A 16,567-nucleotide genomic window follows, 5' to 3' on the forward strand; every position below is an offset into this window, starting at 1 on the left:
CACGGTCACCCCTTTGACCGGCAGGCGCATCTCTGTACTTACAGGAATACTTAAAGGGATGGATCATGAGACCCCATCCCTTTGTGGACGATCAACAAGTCTCTGGCCTGCCGATCTGTATGCGCGCCCGAAGGGATTCGAACCCCTAACCTTCTGTTGGGAGCCGGCTGTCCCGGGCTTCTTCCAAAGCCTCGCGATCCCTTACACCCCAACGGTTCTCAGTCCTCACCACCGGTGATCGTCTTCCATCGTTTTGGGACGTTTTGTGTGGGTAAGGTGTGGCTTTGATCTTGCTGGCCGACGATACGCCGAGGTCTGCTCGCATCCGACGCTACGGACCCGCCCTGTCGGATCCAGTCCCCTCCGGCTCCCTCGTACAGGCCCTCACGTCGCGCTGGGTCGTCGGTGTCAAGAGCCGAGCGCAGCTCGATCGCGTGAGCGACGCGGAGCGCTCTTGATGCCGGCGGTCCGGCGTTAGATGATCGAGGCCGAGGGAGCTGCTCACCTGTCTCTGAGGTCCTCGTGCCGCCGCCGGCGGCGGCGCTCCCGTCGCGGGCTGTGGGCTGCGCCGCGCAGGCCTGCCGGCGTGAGCGGAGCGGTAGCCGGCCGTGCCGCGATGGATGCAGGCCACGTCGCCATCGTGACGGGCCGACCGCGCCGCCGCCGGCGGCGGCGCGCTTGACGTGGCTTACGAGCCACAACTTCTGCAAGACGGCGGCCACGCTGCTCGACGATGGTGGGTTGACAGTTCGGGAGATCGCTGACCAACTCGGCCACAAGCGAGTGAGCGAGACGCTGGACACCTACCTCGGCCGTGCCCAGCCGAGCCCGAAGGTCGCGAAGCTACTTGACGTGATCGACGAGAGCGCTAGAAGTGTCAGTGGTCCATGTGAGGATGACGACGGTGAGTCGCCGAGCAATGACGAAAGGTGATGGACGTGGACGACAACAGCATGGTTGGTCCCGGCATGCACGAGCAGCAGGCCCAGAGCCTGGTGGGAGAGAATGACGCTGCCGCTTCCATAGAAGCATTGCTCGCGATTGCATCGGCGATCAACCGGCTTGCAGAGGCTGTCGAGGGCTACACCGCAAGCCAGATCTGATCTGAGAATCGCGTGATTTTGTGTGAGTAAAGTGTGGGCCCGGACTCGACAGTCCGGGCCCACGGTTGCCTCAACCATAGCAACGAGCGCGCCCGAAGGGATTCGAACCCCTAACCTTCTGATCCGTAGTCAGATGCTCTATCCGTTGAGCTACGGGCGCATGTTCAGTTATAAGCGGAGGCTCCGGGATTTGAACCCGGGAGGGGTTGCCCCCAACCGCATTAGCAGTGCGGCGCCATAGACCAGACTAGGCGAAGCCTCCCGGAGACCGCTCAGCGGATACCTTACACACGCGGTCTCCCGGCGACCAAACTGGGGGGCTAGCTCGGCAGGAAGGCCGTCAGGGCGTCCGGGTTGGCCAGGGCGTCCCTGCTGACCGCTCGTTCCGGGGGTACGCCGGACAGGATCTTCTTCACCGGGACCTCGCACTTCTTGCCGTTCAGGGTTCTGGGTACCTCCTTGATCACCACGAACCTGTCCGGGACGTGGCGGGGGGACAGGGCCGAACGAAGCGCCGAGCGGAGGCGTGGCTCCACCGCGTCGAGGGTCACACCGTCCGCGAGGACGAGGTAGCAGACCAGCTCGCCTTCTCGGTCGGACGACGTGTCGATGACGAGGGAGTCGGCTACCTCGTCGAACGCTTCCACCACGCGGTAGAACTCGCTTGTGCCCATTCTCACGCCGCCTCGGTTGAGGGTGGAGTCCGAGCGGCCGTAGATCACGGCGGAGCCGCGTGGGGTGATGCGGATCCAGTCCCCGTGGCGCCAGACGCCCGGGTAGGGCTCGAAGTACGACTCGCGCATTCGCTCACCGGTCTGGTCGCCCCACAGGTACAGGGGCATGGACGGCATCGGTTTGGTGATGACCAGTTCGCCTACCTCGTCTACCAGGGGCTTTCCGTCGGGCGACCAGCTCTCCACCGCGGCGCCCAGGGTGCGGCACGACAGCTCGCCCAGCCAGACCGGCACGTCCGGGGCCGAGCCGACGAACGCCGTGCACAGGTCCGTGCCGCCCGATACCGAACAGATCTGGACATGCGCACCCAGTGACTCCGCTATCCACTCGAAGCCCTCGGGGCTCAGGGGGGCGCCCGTCGAGCCGAGTGCGCGCAGGGCCGACAGGTCGTTGTCCCTCGCCGGGTCGAGGTGCTGTTTGAGGCAGGACTGGATGTACGGGGCCGACGTGCCGAAGTAGGTGACACCGTGCCGAGCCGCCAGGCGCCACAGGGTGCCCAGGTCGGGGTGGCCGGGGCTGCCGTCGTACATCACCACGGTCGCACCTACCAGGAGGGCCGAGATGAGGTAGTTCCACATCATCCAGCCGGTGGTCGTGAACCAGAAGAAGCGGTCGCCCGGGCCGAAGTCGGAGTGGAGCGCCAGCATCTTCAGGTGTTCCACGACTATCCCGCCCTGGCCCTGGACGATGCCCTTCGGGAGGCCCGTCGTGCCGGACGAGTACAGGACCCACAGGGGGTGGTCGAAGGGGACCGGGTCGAAGGCCGGTTCGGCCTCGGACCGGATGAACGACGACCACGGCACGGTGTCGGGGGCCGTCGTCTCGGGTGACAGGTAGTCGATCAGCACCGTCGCGCGCAGGGTCGGGATCTCCCGCTGCAGCGCGGCGATGGTGGGGCGGACGTCGAAGGCCCGGCCGTTGTAGACGTAACCGTCCACCGCGAACAGGACCACCGGTTCGATCTGGGTGAAGCGGTCGGCTATCGCCCGCACGCCGAAGTCCGGGGAGCAGGACGACCACGTCGCGCCCAGGCTCGCCGCCGCCAGGAACGCCACCAGGGTGCGTGGCATGTTGGGGGCCAGGGCTACGACCCGGTCGCCGCGGCGTACGCCCAGGTCCACCAGGGCGGCGCGGACGCCCGCCACCTGCGACCGCAGCTCCCCGTAGGTCAGGGTGGACGACAGGCCGTCCTCGCGTTCGAAGATCACCGCCACGTCGTCGTCGGCGCCCGTCGACAGGGCGTGTTCGGCGTAGTTGAGCGTCGCGCCGGGGAACCACTCGGCGCCGGGCATCTCCGTCGAGCCGAGCACGCGGTCGTAGCCGGCGTGGAAGCGGACGCCCAGGAAGTCCACCAACGCGCCCCAGAACGCCTCGAGGTCGCTGGTCGACCACTCCCACAGCGCCTGGTAGTCGGCCACCTCGACGCCCCGCTCCTGGGCCAGCCACCTGCGGAACTCCGCCATCCTGCTCTGCTCGGCCCTGGCGGGGTCCGGTCGCCACAACGGTGTGTCGCTCATGACCTGTTCCTATCCCAAATCGCGTGGCCTTGCCATGGTGTCGGCCCACACAACCGCCGACGAGCGGCCGATACCGCGGTGGGCACTGGGAAGATTGCCGCATGCGCTATGGGCGAGGAGTTCAGCGGCTGCGGATGCTGGCCGACGCGTGCCAGGAGCTGGGCCGTCTCGAGAAGCCGCTCCTGCACGAGGCATACGTCTTCGGCGAACTGCTCGACGGGGCCGATCCGGTCGAAGGCGTCGACATCGCGCTCGTGCTGGATCTGCCGCCGGAGGAGGTGCCGTGGGGATCGCAGCCCAGTGTCGTTGGCTGGCTCGTGCGGACGCTCCGGCTCGACAAGGGCGGCTTCGCCTTCTGGTGGCGGTCGCGGCACGTGCCGGTGTGGAACCACCACATTCGCGGGCCGGTTCGGTTCTGGTCGCTCGACGGGGTCGACGAGGACGTGCTCGACGCGCTGGCCGAGCAGCGGTTCGGCGACCTGCCCCGGGTGTGGGCCAGCGAAGCCGAGACGAAGGCCAGGGCCGCGTCCGAGTTGGAGATGGCCCTGGCCCGGCTGCGTGCGATCCACCGCGACTACTGGGAGCGTGACTGGCGCCGTGAGCACCGGGGCGACTACCGGTTCCCCGAGAACGCCCTGTGGGAGGCGGTTGACGGCTACCTCGAGCTGCTCGACGCGGCGCGGTAGCCGAGGCGGCCGCGGGTGGCGAGGACCAGGGCGGTCGCGACGGCCGTGGCGGCGATGAGGATGACATGGGTGGCGGCGCCGTGGGGAAGATGGCCAGGTAGGCGATCGACATGTAGTTGTTGATGCCGCCGTGCAGGATCATGGCGACCGGGAGGCTCTCGCGGTGTGGTTGAAGACCCAGGTCATGATCACGCTGACCATCACGGCCGTGACGACGAACTCGAGGACCGAGGTCCAGTCGACGTGCGGGCCAGCCCAGCCGGTGAGGAACAGCGGCAGGTGCCACAGGCCCCACAGCAGCTGTACCGCTTACCCGACCGGTGCCGCGTCGAGCACGCGGTGGTCCCCCACCTGCGCCCGCTCGGCGTCTTCCCTCCTCGGGATGGTCAGCAGCGCGACGATGGGGACCGCGAGGGCGAACGCCGAGAGGATGAACACCGGGAACAGGAAGCTGAACACCTCGACGCCGGGCGGGTCGGCCGCGTCGGGGTCCAGGTCCACGTTCACCGCGGCCATGCCCACGTAGTGCATGCCGGTCGAGGCGAGGCCCATCACCAGGCCGGCCATCAGCCGTTGCGCCAGGCCTTCGGCGGAGACGGTGAACCACAGGGCGGCGGTCGCGGCGCCGACGGCGATGATGACCGACAGCACCACCAGGAACGGGTTGTAGGTGATGGTGCCCTTGATGTTCAGCGCCCACATGCCCGTGTAGTGCATGAGGTTCACGGCGAGGCCGGTGATCGTGCCCGCGACCAGGAGCCGCCACAGCGCGGACCGCTTCTGCACGCCGAACAGCAGCAGCCCGCAGAACACCGCGGCGATCGCCAGCACGGCCGACAGCACGGTGCGTGCGATGTCATAGCGGACGGGCTGTCCCGGTGTCGCGAAGCCGAGCATGCCGATGAAGTGCATCAGCCAGATGCCGACGCCACCGATCGAGACCGCCGCCAGCGCGAGCCAGCCCATGCGGGTGCCGCCCGTCGCGGTGCGGGCGTGGTACGCGCAGGCGAGGCCGATCGCGGAGCCGGCGACCGACACGGCGTAGGCCAGGAACAGCAGCCAGATGCCCATCTCGAAGTGATGAACCATTGCGCCTCATTCAGTTGGTGCGGCAGGGGTGTCAGCCCGTACGGGCGTCCAGGGTAGACAGCGAGTGCTCGCTGGCGGAGATCAGCACGCGCTTGGCCGACTCCGGCGACCTCGCGTCGCACGAGATGATCACGACGTCGTCGCCGAGCACGAGTGCCTCGCGGACCTGGTCGGGGGTGAACCGCCGCGCGCCGTCGAACTCGTTGATGGCCACCAGGAACGGCATCCCGCGCGACTCGAAGTAGTCCACCGCGGCGAACCCGTCGGCCAGGCGTTCCGGGTCGACCAGCACGATCGCGGCGATGGCGCCCTGGACGATGTCGTCCCACATGAACCAGAACCGGTGCTGGCCGGGCGTGCCGAACACGTACAGCACGAGGTCGTCGGCGAGCGTGAGCCGGCCGAAGTCCATGGCCACCGTGGTCGCCAGTTTGTTGGGGATCCGGGCCAGCTCGTCGATCCCCACGCTGGCGCTGGTCATCAGCGCCTCGGTGCGCAGCGGGGTGATCTCGGACATCGAGCCGACGAACGTCGTCTTGCCGACCCCGAAACCACCGGCGATCACGATCTTCGCGGACGTGATCCGCTTGCCCCTACTTGGTTGCCCGTAGTCCACTGAGGACCCTCTCGATCAGCTCGCGCCGCTCCGCGTCGTCCGCGTCGTGCGCGAGGGTCGCCTCGACGTTCACCAGCCCTTCGGCGACGAGGTCCGCGACGAGCACCTTCGCCACACCGAGTGGAACCGCGAGGTACGCGCCGATCTCGGCGACGGACCTCGGTTGGAAGCACAGCTGCGTGACGGTCCACAACGCACTGGTCAGCCGTGGCGTCATGTCCCGACCGGCCCGGGTGGTGAGCACCCGGGCCTCGATCGCGATGTCGACGGTCGGTTGGGTGCGCCCGTCGGTCCACGAGTACGGGCGGGCCAACGCCGGCGGCATCGACCCTCTCTCGTAGCTCCCGTCAGGGACGTCGCTCACGTTGCACCCTTCAGCCCTGCTCCGGGGCGCCGCCTCCGCGGACCGGCGTGTCGACCATGCGGCCGACACGGTCGACGAGCAACGTCATCTCGTAGCCGACGAGCCCGATGTCGCAGCCCGCCGCGGCGATCACCGCGTGGTGGGAGCCGTCGCCGACGCTCATCAGCAGCAGGAACCCGTGTTCCATCTCGATCACCGACTGGACGACCCGGCCTGCCGTGAACAGCTCGGCGGCGCCGACCGTGAGGCTCGTGAGCCCGGCGGTCAGCGCGGACATCTGGTCCGCGCGGTCGCGTGGCAACGCGTCGCTGGCCGCTACCAGCAACCCGTCCGCCGACACCAGCACCGCGTGCGCCACCCCGGGAACTTCCTTGGTGAACGCGGAAACCAGCCAGCCCAACGACGGTTCGGTCGCCGTCGTGCCTTCAGTCATCAGTCAGTCACTCCCTTTGCCATTCCCGCCCGGCTCGGGTTCCTCCCGCGCGCGCCGGGCGGCGAGCACGCCGTCGTAGTGTCGCGAGAGGTTGTTTCGGATTGACTCCGGATCCCGGAAACCGGTCTGGGGGACGGCGGTCTGGGTCCGTTCCGTCGGCAGCGCGCGTGCGCCGGGCGTGCGGACCGGCAGACCTGCCGAGGTGGTCGCGGCGGGCCGCGGCGCCGGCGCGGGTGCCGCCGCCGGCCGTGTGGTGGAGGACATGGTCGGCGTCAGCCAGTTGCTGTGTGGCGCGCCGTTCCCGTCGCCGCCGCCATTGCCGGTCGTGTCGAGGTCCGGGTAGGTCTCCTCGATGAACCAGCTCGACATGGCGGGCTGGTCGGGGGGTGCCTCGACGCGCTCTTCGGACAGGTCGTCGAGGTGTGTCGGCCAGATCGGGGCCGGCTCGAGCCTGGCCGTCGCGGCCACCAGCTCGCGCCGGGTGGCCACGGCGGTCACCATGTTCTCCGGCGTCGTCCCCGCGATCACCAGCGCACCCGGCAGGTGGATGCTCGCCGTGATGCCGGCTCGCGTCGCCCGCTCGAACGTCGGTCGCAGCCGGACGGTGACGCCGTGCCGGGCGGCCAGGCGGGAGACCACGAACAGTCCCATGCGGCGGGTGGTCTCCGGGCCGACGTAGTCGGTCATGGCGAGCCGGTGGTTGGCCGCCTCGATGTCGTCCGCCGCCATGCCGAGGCCGGCGTCGACGACCTCGAACAGCAGGCCGCCGTCGGCGCCGCGGTCCGCGGACAGCACCACCTTCTGGTCCGGCGGCGAGTAGCGGGTCGCGTTCTCCAGCAGCTCGGACAGGATGTGCACGACGTCCGCGGCGGCGACCGCGCGGACCGAGCCGCTCGGCGCGTGCGCGAGGGTGATCCGGCGGTAGTCGTCGATCTCGGACGTGGCCGCGCGCAGCAGCTCGACGACCGTGACCGGGGCGCTGTCCCGGCGGGCCGGCGAGCCGCCGGCGAGGACCTGGAGGTTCTCGCCGTTGCGGCGCAGGCGGGTCGCGAGGTGGTCGAGCCGGAACAGGCCGGACAGCCGGCGCGGGTCCTGCTCGTCGGCCTCCAGACCCTCGATGACCTCCAGCTGCGACTCGACGAGCGTCTGGCTGCGGCGGGACAGCGTCATGAACATCTCGCTGACCTGCCGGCGCAGCTCGGCCTGCTCGGCGGCGAGGAGGATGGCCTGTTCGTGCATGTCGTCGAACGCGCGGGCCAGCTGGCCGATCTCCTCGGTGGTCCGGACCGGCACCATCTGCCTGCTCGACCAGGAGATCTGCTCGCCGGCACGCACCCGCTCGACCGTCCTGGGCAGCTGTTCGCGCGCGGCGTTGAGCGCTGCCTGGCGCAGCCGGCGGACCGGCTGGAGCAGCGACTGGGCCACGACCAACGCGACCGCGAGGGCGATCAGCAGCGACGCGATGACGATCGCGGTGTCGCGCAGCGCGGCCGACCGCGAGTCGTTGGTGCGGTTGGTCACCGTGTCGCCGAGGTAGTTCACGAGCTGTGTGGACAGGTCCCGGACCCGGGAGGCCTCGGTCTGGATGTTCGGCAGCAGGCTGCGCAGGTCGATCGCGCCCGCGTCGACGACCGCCTCCTGGAGACTGGCGCGGCGGGTCGCCGACGTCTCGGTCGCGGTCTCGAGGTCGTTCTGCTGGAATTCCGGCAGCCCGACCTGCAGCTGCTCCCCGAGGATGCGCTCCTCGGCGGCGGACTGCTGCGCGGCCGCGGCGATGCGTTGTGGTGTCTGCGGCGGCTGTCCGGCGAACCGCAGGAGGGACTCCTCGGCGGCGAGGGCCGACCGCAGCAGCACCAGCGACCGGACGGAGTTGGACAGCTCGTCGAGGTCGTCGCTCTGGGCCACGCTGACCACGCCCGGCACCAGCTCGGTGAGGCCGTTGACGACCTCCTGGTACGCGGCGATGTCCGTGACCGGGTCACCGACGTCGTTGCTGGTCTGCACGCGGACCGCGGCTAGGCGGCCCAGCGAGTCGCTCAGCGTGCGGTCGACCTCGGGCGGCAGCTGCGCGAAGTCCACCGCGCCGCGCACCCTGATCACCTGCTGGTCGACGGCGGCGCGCTGGGCACGCAGCCGCGGCCGCTGGTTCGGGTCGTTGATCACCGCGGTGATCATCTCGTCGACCACCAGGTCGGCGAGCTTCAGCGACTCACCGAGCACGACCATCTGGTCGCGGATCGTGCTCAGCCTGTTCGCCTCGTCCAGTCGTGTCTCGACTCGGATCGCACCCAGTACGAGCGCGATGATGGCCGGCAGTAGGAGCACTGCCGCGACTTTCGTTCGCAGGCTCCAGTTGTCGATGCGCCATCTGGTGGAAACCCGCTTCTCCGGCTCGGGGGCCCCGCTGCCCATCTGACATCCGCCTAACTCGAGCTGCGCTGTATGCGAAAGAGGTTCGCCCTAACCGGCGTCACGAGTTGCACTTTGTTCCCGACCTGGGCGCCGGATCAGGAGACAATCGGAACCACGCTTGCGTGTCAAGGCGTCAGCCGGAAGTCTTACGGTCATGTCCGGATTGTCCTATTTTTCGGCCTCCGTTACTGCTCCATTAGTGTGATGGTCGCGTCCCCGATCGTGCAACTTGCAGACAGCCAGTAACCGAACGGAGTGCTTGTCGCGGCCCGCGGAGACGCGAGTTCTTGGCCATCTGTCCAGCAATGTAAGCGTTTCCAGAGTGGACTATCCTGACCGGAACAGGCCGATGATCGTTACTCTCCGACGCGAACCGGGAGGGCGGTGAGGCGCCAGGTGCCCGGATCCGGAGCGCGGAGCTCGGCCGGATCGACGGCCAGCGTCAGGTCGCGGACGAGGAGGGCCGACAGCGCCACCTCCGTCTGCACGCGGGCGTGCGCGGCGCCGAGGCAGAAGTGGGGGCCGTGCCCGAACCCGAGGTGGGTGGCCGCGCCTCGGGTGATGTCGAAGCGGTCCGGGTCGGGGAACGCCTCGGGATCGCGGTTGACGGCCGCGATCGCGACCGTGACCGGCTCCCCCGCCTTGACCGTCGTGCCCAGCAGGTCCACGTCCTCGGTGGCGGAGCGGGGGACGGTCAGCAGCTGGGGACCGCACCAGCGCATCAGCTCGTCCACGGCACCGGGGAGCAGGGACGGGTCGGCGCGGAGGGCGGCCAGCACGTCCGGGCGGGTCCACAGCTCCGCCACGGCGTTCGCGATCAGGTTCGCGGGGGTCTGGCCGGCCAGGACGACGTGCCAGACGAGCGTGACCAGCTCCGTGTCGGTCAGGCGGTCCTCGGCACGGACCAGGTCGGCCAGGAGGCCGGTCTCCGGGCGTGCGGCGACCGCGGACCTGGCGGACTCGATGATCCCCGGCACCGCCTCGCCGAGGCGCGGCGCATCGAACGCGGCCACGATCGCGCCCCACTCGACCCAGGCGGCCCGCTCTGCCGCCGGGATGCCGACCAGCTCGCAGATCACGTGCATCGGCAGGGGCTTCGCGAAGTCGCGCAGCAGGTCGGGCTCCGAGGGGAGCGTGGCCAGGAGCTTCTCGGCGATCGGCTCGACGCTCGGGCGGAAGTCCTGTGCGCGGCGTGCGGTGAACGCGGGAGCGGCCAACCGGCGCAGGCGCAGGTGGTCGGGGCCGTCCAGCTCGGACATGGTGTGCAGGTAGGCGTCGTAGCCCTCGGGGACGCCCGGGATGCCGACGAAGCTGCTCGACGTGATCGCGAACCGCGGGTCGGTGAGCACGGCTCGGGCATCGGCGTGCCTGGTCAGGGCCCACATGGGCATGCCGGGGATGTTCAGGCGGACCACCGGGGCGGCCTCGCGGGCTCGTCGGTAGGCGGTGAACGGATCGCGGATCACGTCCGGGTTGGTGAGGTCGACCTCGTACATGTCATCTCCAGATGTTGTGTTCATATGACGCTATCATCTGGATGCGGACAGCTGACCTCGGCGCCCCGAGTGCGCGCGAGAACGCGACTCAGGGGTGCCGAACGCGGGACTCGCGGCGGGTCAGCTGGTGGTCGTGGTCAGCCGGGCTTCGGCCATGGCGTGCTGGAGGAGGGTGACCAGGACCTGCTTGGTGGACTCCCGGTCACGCGCGTCGCAGAGCAGGATCGGGGTGAGCTCGTCCAGGTCGAGGGCCTGGCGGACCTCTTCGGTGCCGTAGCGGTAGGCGGTGTCGAAGCAGTTGACCGCCACCACGAACGGCAGGCCGCGGCGCTCGAAGTAGTCCACCGCGGCGAAACAGCTGTCCAGCCGGCGGGTGTCGGCCAGGACGACCGCGCCGATCGCGCCGCGGGCCAGCTCGTCCCACATGAACCAGAAGCGGTTCTGGCCCGGCGTGCCGAACAGGTAGAGGATCAGCTGCGGGTTGATCGTGATGCGGCCGAAGTCCAGCGCGACCGTGGTCGTGGTCTTCTGCTCGACGCCGGCCAGGTCGTCGACGCCCGCGGACGCCTCGGTGATCAGTTCCTCGGTGCGCAGCGGCGGGATCTCGCTCACCGATCCGACCATGGTGGTCTTGCCGACGCCGAAGCCGCCGGCGATCACGATCTTGGTCGCTCTGGCTTGCTGGTCAGAGCTTGCGTATGCCATCGAGAACCGCCTGGAGAACGTGTTGGCTTGGCCGCTCGTTCGCGGGCGCGACCGGCGAGCGGAAGATGATCAGTCGCTGGTTGATGAGGTCCGACAGGAGGACCTTCACCACCTGCAGCGGGAGGTCGACCTTGGCGGCCACCTCGACCACCGAGGTCGGGAACTGGCAGGCCGACATGATCCTCTCGTACTCCGGCTCCACCTCGACCTCCGTGGCCGGATGCATCGCGACGACGAGCGTGATCAGGTCGAGACCGAGGGTGTCCGACCGGGTACGGCCGCCCGTCATGGCGTACGGCCGAACCAGCGAGCCGTCGGCCTCGTCGATCCACTCCTCGTCCTTGGCTGTCATGGCACTGGTCGATCCATGAACTCCCGGGGCTTGGCGGTGAGCACCGCGCCGACCCGCTTGACCATCATGTTCATCTCGTAGGCGACCATGCCCACGTCCGCGGTCTCGTCGGCGAGCAGCGCGAGGCACGCACCGTGCCCGGCAGCGGTCACGAACAGGAACGCGTGGTCCATCTCGACCAGCGTCTGCCGGACCTGGCCGCCGCCGAAGTGCCGGCCGGTGCCCCGCGCGAGGCTCTGGAAGGCCGACGCGACCGCGGACAGGTGCTCCGCGTCACCCGTCGAGAGGTTGCTCGACCGCCCGATCAGCAGCCCGTCCGCCGAGAGCACCACGGCACGGTCGACGCCGGCAACGCGCTTGACCAGCTCGTCAAGCAGCCAGTCCAGCTCATTCACTGCGGTGTTGGCCATTGCCTGGGCTCCTCCCGTTCAAGGTCTCCTCGGACGCTTGCGCGTGCCGACCCCGACGCGATCCGGCCTGGAACGCGGCCAGGCGGCTGCGTGCCTGCTCCGGGCTGTCGTCTCGATTGTGCTCCGAGTTGGCCGCTGCCTGCGGCCACACGGGTGCGGGGTCCTCCCGCAGCTGCGGCGCCAGGTTCTGCTGGCGGCGGCGCTGGGGCAGCGGCGGCCTGCTGGCCAGCTGCGGTGCGTACTGCTGGGGCTGCTGCGCCGACTGCGGCTGCGGCACGGGCGGCTGCGGCACGGGCTGCGGACGGGTCTCGTCCTGGGGCGCCGGCTGGCCTGGAGACGGCTGCGCCGGCTCGTGGCCGTTCGAGACCTCGGGTTCCACCTGGCGCGGTTCCACCGGCCGCGCGGGCGCCGACCGTGTCGGTTCGGCCTGCTCCGGCGGGGTCTGCTGCCTGCGCTGCGGCAGGTTCGGCTTGTTCTCGCCGTCGGCGGGCAGCTGCGGGCGGAACAGGTCCTCGCCGGGGCGGGACTCCACCACGGGCAGCGGCGGCAGGCCCGGCAGGTTCACCGCGCCGGGGATCGACAGCTTGATCGTCGTGCCGGGTGCCGGCCCGGGTACCGACGTGACGGCCGGCAGGTGGTTGTCGGTCCGCTCGGCCGGAGTCTCCGGCGGGGCCTTCCGCTCGGGCCGGACGGCGTCGTCGGCCGGGGCCGGGCTGTCGGCGTCCGGGCCGAGCAGCTCGTTGCGGACCAGCACGATCGCCCTGGTGCCGCCGTACGCGGACTCCCGCAGCGAGACGCTGACGCCGTGCCGCGCCGCGAGGCGGGCGACCACGAACAGCCCGAGCCGCGGCTCGGCGGACAGCGCCATGATGCCGAAGTCCGGTGGGTTGGCGAGCATGCTGTTGAGATCGTCGACACGGTCCGCTTCGATACCGAGTCCTTGGTCCTCAATTTCGAGAACCACGCCGCGGCCGACGATGTTGCCCCTGACCTCGACCCGCGAGCCGGGCGGGGAGAACGTGGTCGCGTTGTCGATCAGCTCGGCGAGCAGGTGGACGAGGTCGCCGACGACCGGACCGATGACCTTGCGCGCCGGCAGCTTGGCGATCTTGACCCGAGCGAAGTCCTCGGTCTCGGCGGCCGCGCCGCGGGCGACCTCGGTGAGGCTCACCGGGTTGCGCCACTTCCGGCCCGGCTGCCCGCCACCGAGGATGATCAGGTTCTCGGCGTTGCGCCGCTGGCGGGTGGTCAGGTGGTCGAGCTGGAACAGCAGCTCGAGCTGCTCCGGGTCCTCCTGCTTGCGCTCGGCCTCGTCCAGCGTCTTGAGCTGGCGGTGCACGATGACCTGGCTGCGGTGGGCGATGTTGAGGAACACCTTGTTGGTGCCCTCGCGGGTCTTGGCCTCCTGCACGGCCGCCGCGATCGCGGTCTGCTGGGCCTTGTTGAACGCCTCCGCGACCTCGCCGATCTCGTCGCCGCCGTACTCACGCAGCGCGACCTCGGAGGCCTGGACGTCCGCGCCGGTCCGCACCCGCTCGACCAGCGACGGCAGCCGGTTCTCGGCCAGTTCGAGGGTCTCGGTCCGCAGTCGGACGAGCCGCTCGATGAGCCGGCGGGACAGCCGGATCGCCAGCACGAAGACGCCGGTCACCACGAGGAGCACCAGGACACCGGCGACGATCGACTCGGTGAGCGTGCCGTTGACCTTCGACAGCGCCAGCGCGTTGGTGCGGTCGTTCTGGGTCTGGAGCATGACCGTCAGCGCCTTGCTGACGTCGCCCGCGGCACCGCGCCAGAGGTCCTCGCTGATGGGGATGTTGTTGTTGCCGCCGACCAGCGTCTCCTCGACCGACATCAGCCGTAGCCAGGCCGGGCTGCCGGTGAGGGTGCGGTACTGCGCCTGCACGTCGGGCTCGGTGAGCGGGATGGTCTCGTCCAGCTCGAGGTGGTACGAGCCGACCTGACCCTGGTAGGTGCTGAAGTCGATCTTGGTGAGACCGCCGCCGACCAGCTCCGCAGCGGCGAGGGCGTCGGAGCGCTGCATGAGGTCCGCGCTCTCCAGGAGCGGCGCGACGATCATCTGCCGGTACGCGATCTCGGCGTCCGGCGCGAACTGCGCGAGGCCCTTGGCGCCCGCGACGAACTGGTCGATGATGTCGTTGTAGAGGCCGAAGGCCTCGCTGACCGGCACCTGGCCGCTGTCGACGCGGGCCCGCATCGCGGGCAGCTCACCCATCAGCTTCTTGAACTGGCTGACCGCCCGGTCCACCTCGACCGGGGCCACGTCGGCGAGCTCGGTCAGCCCGTCCTGGGCCTGCTTGGAGACCGAGTTGGTCGCCTCGCGCTGCTTGATGAGGTCGGCCTGGAACGTGCCGTAGCTGGCCAGCCTGCGCAGCGTCAGGCGCCGCTCCTCCTGCAGCGAGATGATCAGCGGCAGCGCCTGGTCCTGCGCGGAGCTCGCGATCTGGTAATAATTCTTGGTCTTCGCGGCGTCGAAGATCAGAAATCCCGCGCCGAGGACACCGGCGATCAAGAAAACGATACTCGGCACCAGTGCCAGTGTCAGCACACGGGTACGAATAGATAGCGCCCGGCGCCGCCGGATGGACGTGATCTTCACCGCGGTCCGCTTTCCTTCCGGCGTTCCCACTGGTTGACGTCAGGGAGCACTTGCGGTCCCGGACCCGACCGGGAACGGTAAACACCCCCGGTCGGTGAGTCAAATATTTCCGGTGACGCTTCTTACCAGTATGCAGTTGCCATCGGGAAAACTGGTAACCGGACAGACCAGCGAACAGTGCGTAACGGCCGTTTTGACATGCCGAACGGCTCATTTGGTCGCCTTCCGCACCTGATCGGTCACGGTGCGGATTGGTCTGGACCTATCGGAACATCCGGCGCCAGGCGAGTGGCTCGCCATGGCGACCCGCGTCACACACGACCGGTTCGAAACGCTCCGTGAACGCGTAGGCACCCTGCGTATCGCACGGCTCACCGATGCGGACGAACTGGTTCCCGCCGGGGCTCGGTGGCGGCGGGTCCTCGGTCGGGACCGTGGGCTGGGTCACCGGTGGGGGCACGATCTCGGTCGTCTGCGAGTGGACCGGCGGCGCGACGATGGCGCCGATGGGTGGCGTCGACGTCGTGGCGGTGGCCGGCGGCGTGGCGGACGGGTCGTGGCTGGTCGGGATCTTGGGCACGGTGGGCGAGTTGGTCGCCGCCTCGTCCCCGCCGGAGGTGGCGAGCACGATGATGAACCCGACGAGCGCGATGGCCACGGCGATCGTGGCGGCCCTGAGGATGAGGACGACCCTGTCGCGGCCGGGCCGGCGCTCCTCCTCCGGCTCGTCCGTGAACTGCTCGAACAGCTCGGTGGCCGCGTCCTGCTCGGGGTCCGGCACCGGGTGCGGGTCGGGGTCCGCCTCGGGCCACTCGGGCTCCGGTTCCGGTCTGGCGTGCTTCCCCATGCGTGCGGTCTTCGCGAAGGGGCCGCCCCTGGGCTCCTCGAACGATAGCCGCGGCATTGATCATCCCCGTGCGTCCACTCGCGGGCAGGTCGCGGTTCAGGGTAACCGTTGTGTCAACTCGACGCATTTCATGCCGGCGACGCGAGTGCGCAATTCCCGACCATTGTTCGCGACACGACAACGCATTCGAGGAGCGGTCATGACGGGCATCGACCGGCGACCCGCGCAGTGCCTCCGCCGCTCGGTGCTACCCGAGCCGCACCCGCGTGAGCTGCGAGAATGGCGTCCAGGATCCTTCACCGTGGCCCCCACCGGGGCACGCTCCCGGGAGTCGCCGGCCGGGAATTCCGGCGGCGACTCCACTGTTTTCCGCGCGTTTTCCGCGAGGGAGTTCGTGGGCTCAGGAGACATCGCGTTCGACTCGCGGCATCCGCGCCCACGCGTTCGTCCAGCGGTAGGACACCGGCCCCTCAGGCCGGGGCACGGGTTCGATCCAGCGCGCGTCACCCATCCGGATGACCCGGCGGATGTGGCACCATCGGGCCGTGACCAGCACATCCGCCGGAACGGCGCGTCTGAGTGACCTCGTGCGCCTGCGCCGCGTCCGTGACCGGATCGACCGGGAGTACGCCAAGCCGCTGAACGTCGAGGCGCTCGCCCGGGACGCGCACATGTCGGCCGGGCACCTCAGCCGTGAGTTCCGTCGTGTCTACGGAGAGTCACCGTACTCGTACCTGATGACCCGGCGCGTCGAGCGGGCGATGGCGTTGCTGCGCCAGGGCGACCTCAGCGTCACCGAGGTCTGCTTCGCGGTGGGCTGCTCGTCGCTGGGCACCTTCAGCACCCGCTTCACCGAGCTGGTGGGGATGCCACCGAGCACCTACCGGCAGCAGGAGGCGCAGGCGACGGCGGGGATGCCGCCGTGCGTCGCGAAACAGGTGACCAGACCGGTCAGGAATCGAGAAGCACGGCCCTCGGCGCGCACATAGTGTCACCGCCATGGACATCACCATTCACTCCTCCTTCCTCCCCCAGGACGACCCGGAGGCCGCCGTGGCCTTCTACCGCGACGCCCTCGGCTTCGAGGTCCGCAACGACGTCGAGTACAACGGCCTGCACTGGATCACGGTCGGTCCCCCCAACCAGCCCGACACGGCCATCGTCCTGACCCCGCCGACGGTC

General features: G+C 69.4%; 16 protein-coding genes and 2 tRNA genes. 4 read left to right on the plus strand and 14 right to left on the minus strand.

The window, feature by feature from the left end:
- Positions 1-938 precede the first annotated feature (938 nt).
- Entirely contained in the window at positions 939-1,103 is a 165-nt protein-coding gene (locus ACJ73U_RS11140) for a hypothetical protein (protein WP_407777492.1), read from the plus strand.
- A gap of 87 nt (positions 1,104-1,190) precedes the next feature.
- Here the strand turns inward: ACJ73U_RS11140 and ACJ73U_RS11145 are convergent.
- The 3 genes from ACJ73U_RS11145 to ACJ73U_RS11155 form a co-directional block, all read right to left on the minus strand.
- Positions 1,191-1,263: transfer RNA gene (locus tag ACJ73U_RS11145), tRNA-Arg, on the minus strand.
- A 15-nt stretch (positions 1,264-1,278) separates the two neighbouring features.
- Positions 1,279-1,365 (minus strand) — tRNA-Ser (locus tag ACJ73U_RS11150).
- Between the two features lie 58 nt (positions 1,366-1,423).
- Positions 1,424-3,355: an acetoacetate--CoA ligase gene (locus tag ACJ73U_RS11155; RefSeq protein WP_407777493.1), complete on the minus strand. Its 1,932-nt coding sequence runs from the start codon at positions 3,353-3,355 to the stop codon at positions 1,424-1,426.
- A 101-nt stretch (positions 3,356-3,456) separates the two neighbouring features.
- Here ACJ73U_RS11155 and ACJ73U_RS11160 point away from each other — a divergent pair, with 101 nt between their 5' ends.
- Positions 3,457-4,041 (plus strand): hypothetical protein, encoded by a 585-nt coding sequence (locus ACJ73U_RS11160; RefSeq protein ID WP_407777494.1) that lies wholly within the window; start codon positions 3,457-3,459, stop codon positions 4,039-4,041.
- A 309-nt stretch (positions 4,042-4,350) separates the two neighbouring features.
- Here the strand turns inward: ACJ73U_RS11160 and ACJ73U_RS11165 are convergent, their stop codons facing one another.
- The 11 genes from ACJ73U_RS11165 to ACJ73U_RS11215 form a co-directional block, all read right to left on the minus strand.
- Positions 4,351-5,130 carry an MHYT domain-containing protein gene (locus tag ACJ73U_RS11165; protein WP_407777495.1) on the minus strand — a complete coding sequence of 260 codons (780 nt, stop codon included), beginning with the start codon at positions 5,128-5,130 and terminating at the stop codon, positions 4,351-4,353.
- A gap of 31 nt (positions 5,131-5,161) precedes the next feature.
- Positions 5,162-5,746: a GTP-binding protein gene (locus tag ACJ73U_RS11170; protein WP_407777496.1), complete on the minus strand. Its 585-nt coding sequence runs from the start codon at positions 5,744-5,746 to the stop codon at positions 5,162-5,164.
- Positions 5,724-6,110 carry a DUF742 domain-containing protein gene (locus tag ACJ73U_RS11175; protein WP_407777497.1) on the minus strand — a complete coding sequence of 129 codons (387 nt, stop codon included), beginning with the start codon at positions 6,108-6,110 and terminating at the stop codon, positions 5,724-5,726. Before ACJ73U_RS11175 ends, ACJ73U_RS11170 begins: the two co-directional genes overlap by 23 nt.
- Before the next feature lie 10 nt (positions 6,111-6,120).
- Complete coding sequence (locus ACJ73U_RS11180) at positions 6,121-6,543, minus strand: roadblock/LC7 domain-containing protein (RefSeq protein WP_407777498.1); 423 nt, start codon at positions 6,541-6,543, stop codon at positions 6,121-6,123.
- A gap of 3 nt (positions 6,544-6,546) precedes the next feature.
- Positions 6,547-8,868: an ATP-binding protein gene (locus tag ACJ73U_RS11185; RefSeq protein ID WP_407777499.1), complete on the minus strand. Its 2,322-nt coding sequence runs from the start codon at positions 8,866-8,868 to the stop codon at positions 6,547-6,549.
- A gap of 443 nt (positions 8,869-9,311) precedes the next feature.
- Positions 9,312-10,451: a cytochrome P450 gene (locus ACJ73U_RS11190; RefSeq protein ID WP_407777500.1), complete on the minus strand. Its 1,140-nt coding sequence runs from the start codon at positions 10,449-10,451 to the stop codon at positions 9,312-9,314.
- Between the two features lie 120 nt (positions 10,452-10,571).
- Positions 10,572-11,156, minus strand: a complete 585-nt coding sequence (locus ACJ73U_RS11195) for a GTP-binding protein (RefSeq protein ID WP_407777501.1) — start codon at positions 11,154-11,156, stop codon at positions 10,572-10,574.
- Complete coding sequence (locus tag ACJ73U_RS11200; protein ID WP_407777502.1) at positions 11,137-11,508, minus strand: DUF742 domain-containing protein; 372 nt, start codon at positions 11,506-11,508, stop codon at positions 11,137-11,139. Before ACJ73U_RS11200 ends, ACJ73U_RS11195 begins: the two co-directional genes overlap by 20 nt.
- Positions 11,505-11,918: a roadblock/LC7 domain-containing protein gene (locus ACJ73U_RS11205; protein ID WP_407777503.1), complete on the minus strand. Its 414-nt coding sequence runs from the start codon at positions 11,916-11,918 to the stop codon at positions 11,505-11,507. Before ACJ73U_RS11205 ends, ACJ73U_RS11200 begins: the two co-directional genes overlap by 4 nt.
- Positions 11,896-14,469: a nitrate- and nitrite sensing domain-containing protein gene (locus ACJ73U_RS11210; protein ID WP_407777504.1), complete on the minus strand. Its 2,574-nt coding sequence runs from the start codon at positions 14,467-14,469 to the stop codon at positions 11,896-11,898. Before ACJ73U_RS11210 ends, ACJ73U_RS11205 begins: the two co-directional genes overlap by 23 nt.
- A 331-nt stretch (positions 14,470-14,800) precedes the next feature.
- Entirely contained in the window at positions 14,801-15,442 is a 642-nt protein-coding gene (locus ACJ73U_RS11215; protein ID WP_407777505.1) for a hypothetical protein, read from the minus strand.
- Positions 15,443-15,912: 470 nt separating this feature from the next.
- Between ACJ73U_RS11215 and ACJ73U_RS11220 the strand changes: the two genes are divergently transcribed.
- Complete coding sequence (locus ACJ73U_RS11220; RefSeq protein ID WP_407777506.1) at positions 15,913-16,374, plus strand: helix-turn-helix transcriptional regulator; 462 nt, start codon at positions 15,913-15,915, stop codon at positions 16,372-16,374.
- A 10-nt stretch (positions 16,375-16,384) separates the two neighbouring features.
- A partial coding sequence (locus ACJ73U_RS11225) for a VOC family protein (RefSeq protein WP_407777507.1) occupies positions 16,385-16,567 on the plus strand: 183 nt, incomplete at its 3' end.

Source organism: Actinophytocola sp. (assembly GCF_045807065.1).
GTDB lineage: Bacteria > Actinomycetota > Actinomycetes > Mycobacteriales > Pseudonocardiaceae > Actinophytocola.

Bases quoted from the DNA above. Each gene is read 5' to 3' on its own strand.
- ACJ73U_RS11155 (WP_407777493.1), bottom strand. From the start codon at position 3,355: ATGAGCGACACACCGTTGTGGCGACCGGACCCCGCCAGGGCCGAGCAG.
- ACJ73U_RS11160 (WP_407777494.1), top strand. From the start codon at position 3,457: ATGCGCTATGGGCGAGGAGTTCAGCGGCTGCGGATGCTGGCCGACGCG.
- ACJ73U_RS11165 (WP_407777495.1), bottom strand. From the start codon at position 5,130: ATGGTTCATCACTTCGAGATGGGCATCTGGCTGCTGTTCCTGGCCTAC.
- ACJ73U_RS11180 (WP_407777498.1), bottom strand. From the start codon at position 6,543: ATGACTGAAGGCACGACGGCGACCGAACCGTCGTTGGGCTGGCTGGTT.
- ACJ73U_RS11190 (WP_407777500.1), bottom strand. From the start codon at position 10,451: ATGTACGAGGTCGACCTCACCAACCCGGACGTGATCCGCGATCCGTTC.
- ACJ73U_RS11195 (WP_407777501.1), bottom strand. From the start codon at position 11,156: ATGGCATACGCAAGCTCTGACCAGCAAGCCAGAGCGACCAAGATCGTG.
- ACJ73U_RS11200 (WP_407777502.1), bottom strand. From the start codon at position 11,508: ATGACAGCCAAGGACGAGGAGTGGATCGACGAGGCCGACGGCTCGCTG.
- ACJ73U_RS11205 (WP_407777503.1), bottom strand. From the start codon at position 11,918: ATGGCCAACACCGCAGTGAATGAGCTGGACTGGCTGCTTGACGAGCTG.
- ACJ73U_RS11215 (WP_407777505.1), bottom strand. From the start codon at position 15,442: ATGCCGCGGCTATCGTTCGAGGAGCCCAGGGGCGGCCCCTTCGCGAAG.
- ACJ73U_RS11220 (WP_407777506.1), top strand. From the start codon at position 15,913: ATGTGGCACCATCGGGCCGTGACCAGCACATCCGCCGGAACGGCGCGT.